The sequence below is a fragment of the Ideonella azotifigens genome (assembly GCF_006519715.1).
Classification (GTDB): domain Bacteria; phylum Pseudomonadota; class Gammaproteobacteria; order Burkholderiales; family Burkholderiaceae_C; genus Ideonella; species Ideonella azotifigens.
Window position 1 is genome coordinate 1 of the sequence record NZ_VIDT01000417.1, and the last position, 5,036, is coordinate 5,036.

A 5,036-nucleotide genomic window follows, 5' to 3' on the forward strand; every position below is an offset into this window, starting at 1 on the left:
GGTGGGCCTGTTGCGCCAGGGTGGCGGCTCGGCGCTGACGGTGGCCGGGATGCTTTGCGTGTATGCGGCGGTGGTGCTGGCCGGTGTGCGCTCGGTGGCGCGGCAGTTGCAGGCGCGCATCAACTCCGAACGCGAGGCGGCCCGCCAGGGCCAACTGGTCAGCCTGCTGTTGCGCGACTTCGAGGAACACGCGACCGATGTGCTGTGGGAGATCGACCGAAGCGGCTTGTTCACCCATGTGTCGGGCCGGCTGGCTGTGCTGCTGGGCGAGCCGGAAGCGGTGCTGGCCGAGACCGGGCTGGTGCAGATGCTCGACGATCGCCACATCGACACCGAACACGCTGGCGGCCTGCGGGCGCTGCGTGCGGCGATGGCCCGCGGCAAGCCGTTCCGCGACGTGCTGCTGCAGGTCAAGGCGGGCGACAGCCACCGCTGGTGGACGGTGACCGCCAAGCCGCTGCTCGACGAGATTGGTCGCTCGAACGGCTGGCGCGGTGTCATTTCCGACGTCACGCAGCAACGCCTGACGCACCAGCGCCTGGCCTACCTGGCCCACTACGACTCGCTGACCGGGCTGGCCAACCGGGTGCAGCTGCGCGAGCGCCTGTCGCAGGCGCTGGAAGCCAGGGGCGACCCGCCGCGGCGCAGCGCGCTGCTGTGCCTGGACCTGGACAACTTCAAGTCGATCAACGATTCGCTGGGCCATTCGGTGGGCGACGGCGTGTTGCGCCTGGTGGCGCAGCGCCTGCAGTCCATCGTGCGCCGCAGCGACCTGGTGGCGCGGCTGGGCGGCGACGAGTTTTCGGTGCTGCTGGACGATGTGCGCAGTGACGAGGAGGTTGCCCAACTGTCGCAGCGCCTGCTGCAGGTGCTGAATTCGCCGGGTGAGGTGCGCGGGCAGATGGTGGCGATCGGCGCCAGCATCGGCGTGGCGCTGATACCGGATCACGGCACGACCATCGACGACGTGCTGGGCAATGCCGACCTGGCGCTTTATGCCGCCAAGGAAGCCGGCCGCGGCCGCTGTGAGTATTTCGCGCCGGCGCTGGGCGAGCGCAGCAGGCGCGTGGTGTCGGTCGAGCATGAGCTGCGGCAGGCCCTGCAGCGCGGCGAGCTGAGCCTGGACTGGCAACCCTGGGTGCGGGTGGACACCTGGGAGCTGCTCAGCGCCGAGGCGCTGGTGCGCTGGCAGCACCCGACGCTGGGCTCCATCCCGCCGGCCGAGTTCATTCCGGTGGCCGAGAAATGCGGGCTGATCGGCGAGATCGGCGCCTGGGTGCTGCAGCGGGCCTGCCAGGAGGCGCAGGCGCTGTTCGGCAACCTGATGATCTCGGTCAATGTCTCGCCGGCGCAGATGATGCGCACCGGCCTGCTGGACGATGTGCGGCGCGCGCTGCAGGTGTCGGGCCTGGCGGCCGAGCGCCTGGAGATCGAGATCACCGAAGGCATCTTCCTGGACGACACACCCACGGCGATGTCCAACCTGCACCAGCTGAAGTCGCTGGGGGTCCAGATTGCGCTGGACGATTTCGGCACCGGCTATTCCTCGCTGGCCTACCTGCGCCGTTTCCCGTTCGACACGCTGAAGATCGACCGTGCCTTTGTGCGGGAGCTGCTGACCCACCACGACGCCCGCGCCATCGTGCGGACCATCGTCGAGCTGGCGCGCATGCTGGGCATGCGCACCGTGGCCGAAGGCGTGGAAGAGCCGGCGCAGCTGGAAGTGCTGCGGCGCGCCGGCTGCAGTTCGGTGCAGGGCTACCTGCTGGCCCGGCCGGCGCCGGCCGAGCAGATGCGCCGGCTGATGGACAGCTGGGACCCCAACAGCCGGCCCGACCCGGGCGACCTGCCGGCCAGCGAGTCGATGCAGTTCGAGCAGTTCCTCCCTCACTGGCCAGCCACCACCGAGCGGGCGAGCTGAACCGGCGGCGAACCGTCGGGGCCGACAGCAGCGATAATCGCGTTTTGCTGCACTGCATTGCCGTGCACCGCTCCGGGTCCGCCCCGGCGGACCGGGCGGCAGCACCTCCTTTTCTCCGCCACTCCTGGCAGGCCCTGTCGGCCACGGGAGATGGCTTCGCCCTTCCAGCAAGGGCCGTCATCGGGACCGCAAATGGCGCAATACGTCTTTACCATGAACCGCGTCGGCAAGATCGTGCCGCCGAAGCGTCACATCCTGAAGGACATCTCGCTGTCCTTCTTCCCCGGCGCCAAGATCGGCGTGCTGGGCCTGAACGGCTCGGGCAAGTCCACGCTGCTGAAGATCATGGCGGGCCTGGACAAGGACATCGAAGGCGAAGCCGTGCCGATGCCGGGCCTGAAGATCGGATACCTGCCGCAGGAGCCGGTGATGAATCCGGACCAGACCGTGCGTGAGGCGGTGGAAGAGGGCATTGGCGGTGCCATTGCCGCGCAGAAGCGCCTGGACGAGGTCTACGCTGCCTACGGCGAAGAAAACGCCGACTTCGACGCGCTGGCCGCCGAGCAGGCCGAGCTGGAAGCCATCATCGCCACTTCGGGTGGCGAGAACACCGATCACCTGCTGGACATTGCCGCCGACGCGTTGCGCCTGCCGCCCTGGGAAGCCAAGATCGGCCCGCTGTCCGGCGGTGAAAAGCGCCGCGTGGCGCTGTGCCGCCTGCTGCTGTCCAAGCCGGACATGCTGCTGCTCGACGAGCCGACCAACCACCTGGACGCCGAATCGGTGGACTGGCTGGAGCAGTTCCTCAAGCGCTTCTCCGGCACCGTGGTGGCCATCACCCACGATCGCTACTTCCTCGACAACGCGGCCGAGTGGATCCTCGAACTCGATCGTGGCCAGGGCTTCCCGTACAAGGGCAACTACTCCGACTGGCTGGACGGCAAGGGCAAGCGCCTGGAAGCCGAGCAGAAGTCCGAAGACGCCCGCGCCAAGGCCTTGAAGCAGGAGCTGGAATGGGTGCGCAAGAACGCCAAGGGCCGCCAGGCCAAGAGCAAGGCGCGCCTGGCCCGTTTCGAGGAGCTGAGCGACGTCGAATACCAGAAGCGCAACGAGACGAACGAAATCTTCATTCCGGTGGCCGAGCGCCTGGGCAATGAAGTCATTGAGTTCACCAATGTCTCGAAGAGCTTTGGCGACCGCGTGCTGATCGACAACCTGAGCTTCAAGGTGCCTGCGGGCGCCATCGTCGGCATCATCGGCCCGAACGGTGCCGGCAAGTCCACGCTGTTCCGCATGATCCAGGGCGTCGAGCAGCCGGATTCGGGCGAAGTGAAGACCGGCAAGACCGCACAGCTGGCTTTCGTGGACCAGAGCCGCGAGGGCCTGGCAGCCGAGAAGACCGTGTGGCAGGACGTTTCCGGCGGCCTGGACAACATCACCGTCGGCAAGTTCGTGATGCCCAGCCGGGCCTACCTGGGCCGCTTCAACTTCAAGGGCAATGACCAGCAGAAGCTGGTGGGCAGCCTCTCCGGCGGTGAACGTGGCCGCCTGCACCTGGCCAAGACCCTGGCCCAGGGCGGCAACGTGCTGATGCTGGACGAACCGTCGAACGACCTGGACGTCGAAACCCTGCGTGCGCTGGAAGACGCGCTGCTGGAATTCGCCGGCTCGGCCATGATCATTTCCCATGATCGCTGGTTCCTGGACCGCATCTGCACCCACATCCTGGCCTGCGAAGGCGATTCGCAGTGGTTCTTCTTCGACGGCAACTACCAGGAGTACGAAGCCGACAAGAAGAAGCGCCTGGGCGAAGAAGGCGCCAAGCCGCACCGCCTGCGCTTCAAGGCGCTCAAGTAAGGTTTCTCAAGGCCTCCGGGCCTCCACGAAAAAAGCCACCCTTGGGTACCTGGGGTGGCTTTTTGCTGGGTGACTGGCGCAGGGGCTCAGGTCGCCTGGATCGGCTCGGTGCGCTTGACCAGCCAGGCCAGCGCATCGCCATCCACCAGCGGCGACAGGCGCTCGCGCACCATCGCGTGGTACTGGTTCAACCAGTCGATCTCGTCCGCGCGCAGCAGGTCGAAGTCCATGCAGCGGGTGTCGATGGGGCACAGCGTCAACGTCTCGAATTCGAGGAATTCGCCGAACTCGCTGCTGGGCGCCGGCACGTTGAGCACCAGGTTCTCGATGCGGATGCCGTGGCGGCCGGGCTTGTAGAGCCCGGGTTCGATGGAGGTGATCATGCCGGCGCGCATGGCCATGTGGGCGTCCGGCACGGCCTTGCTGATGCTTTGCGGGCCTTCGTGCACGTTCAGGAAGTAGCCCACGCCGTGGCCTGTGCCGTGGCCGTACTCCATGCTCTCGGCCCACAGCGGCGCGCGTGCCAGAGCGTCCAGCATCGGGCTCATCGTGCCTTCTGGGAAACGCGCGCGGCTGAGCTGCAGCGTGCCCTTGAGCACCAGCGTGTAGTCGCGCTTGTGCTCGGCGGTGATGGTGCCGACCGGCCAGACGCGGGTGATGTCGGTGGTGCCGCCCTTGTACTGGCCGCCGGAGTCGATCAGCAGCAGGCCGTTGCCTTCGATGGGGGCGAACGATTCGGGCGTGGCGCGGTAGTGCGGCATGGCGCCGTTGGCGTTGTAGCCGGCGATGACCGGGAAGGACAGGCCGACGAAGCCCGGGCGCTTGGCGCGCTCGCCGCTCAGCTTTTCGTCGATGGTCAGCTCGGTGATGCGCTCGCCACGGGCCAGCGCGGCCTCGAACCAGGCGTAGAAGTGGCACATCGCCGCACCGTCCTCGGCCATGGCCTGGCGGATGAAGGCAGCTTCCTCGGCTGTCTTGCGGCTCTTGGCCAGCGTGCTGGGGTTGATGGCCTCGATCACCGCGACGCTGGCCGGCACGGCTTCGCGCAGGCCCAGCGTGACACGCCTGGGGTCCATCAGCAGCGTGCTGCCGGCCGGCAGCTTGGCCAGCGCGGCGGCGGCTTGGGCATAGTCGGCCAGCTGGAAACCTTCGCTGGCCAGCTTGGCCGCCAGCGCGGCGTCGGCCTTGCCGCTGCCGACGAACAGCGTCGCGCCGGCCGGCGAGATCAACACATGGGCCAGGAACACCGGGTTGTAGG

General features: G+C 67.6%; 3 protein-coding genes. 2 read left to right on the top strand and 1 reads right to left on the bottom strand.

Annotated elements, in window-relative coordinates:
* Positions 1–1,921, top strand: a 1,921-nt coding sequence (locus FKP22_RS20805) for a putative bifunctional diguanylate cyclase/phosphodiesterase (RefSeq protein WP_141289604.1), incomplete at its 5' end; no start/stop codon positions are given.
* A gap of 192 nt (positions 1,922–2,113) precedes the next feature.
* Entirely contained in the window at positions 2,114–3,778 is a 1,665-nt protein-coding gene (gene ettA, locus FKP22_RS20810; RefSeq protein ID WP_141289605.1) for an energy-dependent translational throttle protein EttA, read from the top strand.
* Between the two features lie 86 nt (positions 3,779–3,864).
* Here the strand turns inward: ettA and FKP22_RS20815 are convergent.
* Positions 3,865–5,036: aminopeptidase family protein P (locus FKP22_RS20815; RefSeq protein ID WP_141289606.1), on the bottom strand; the 1,172-nt coding region annotated here is incomplete at its 5' end.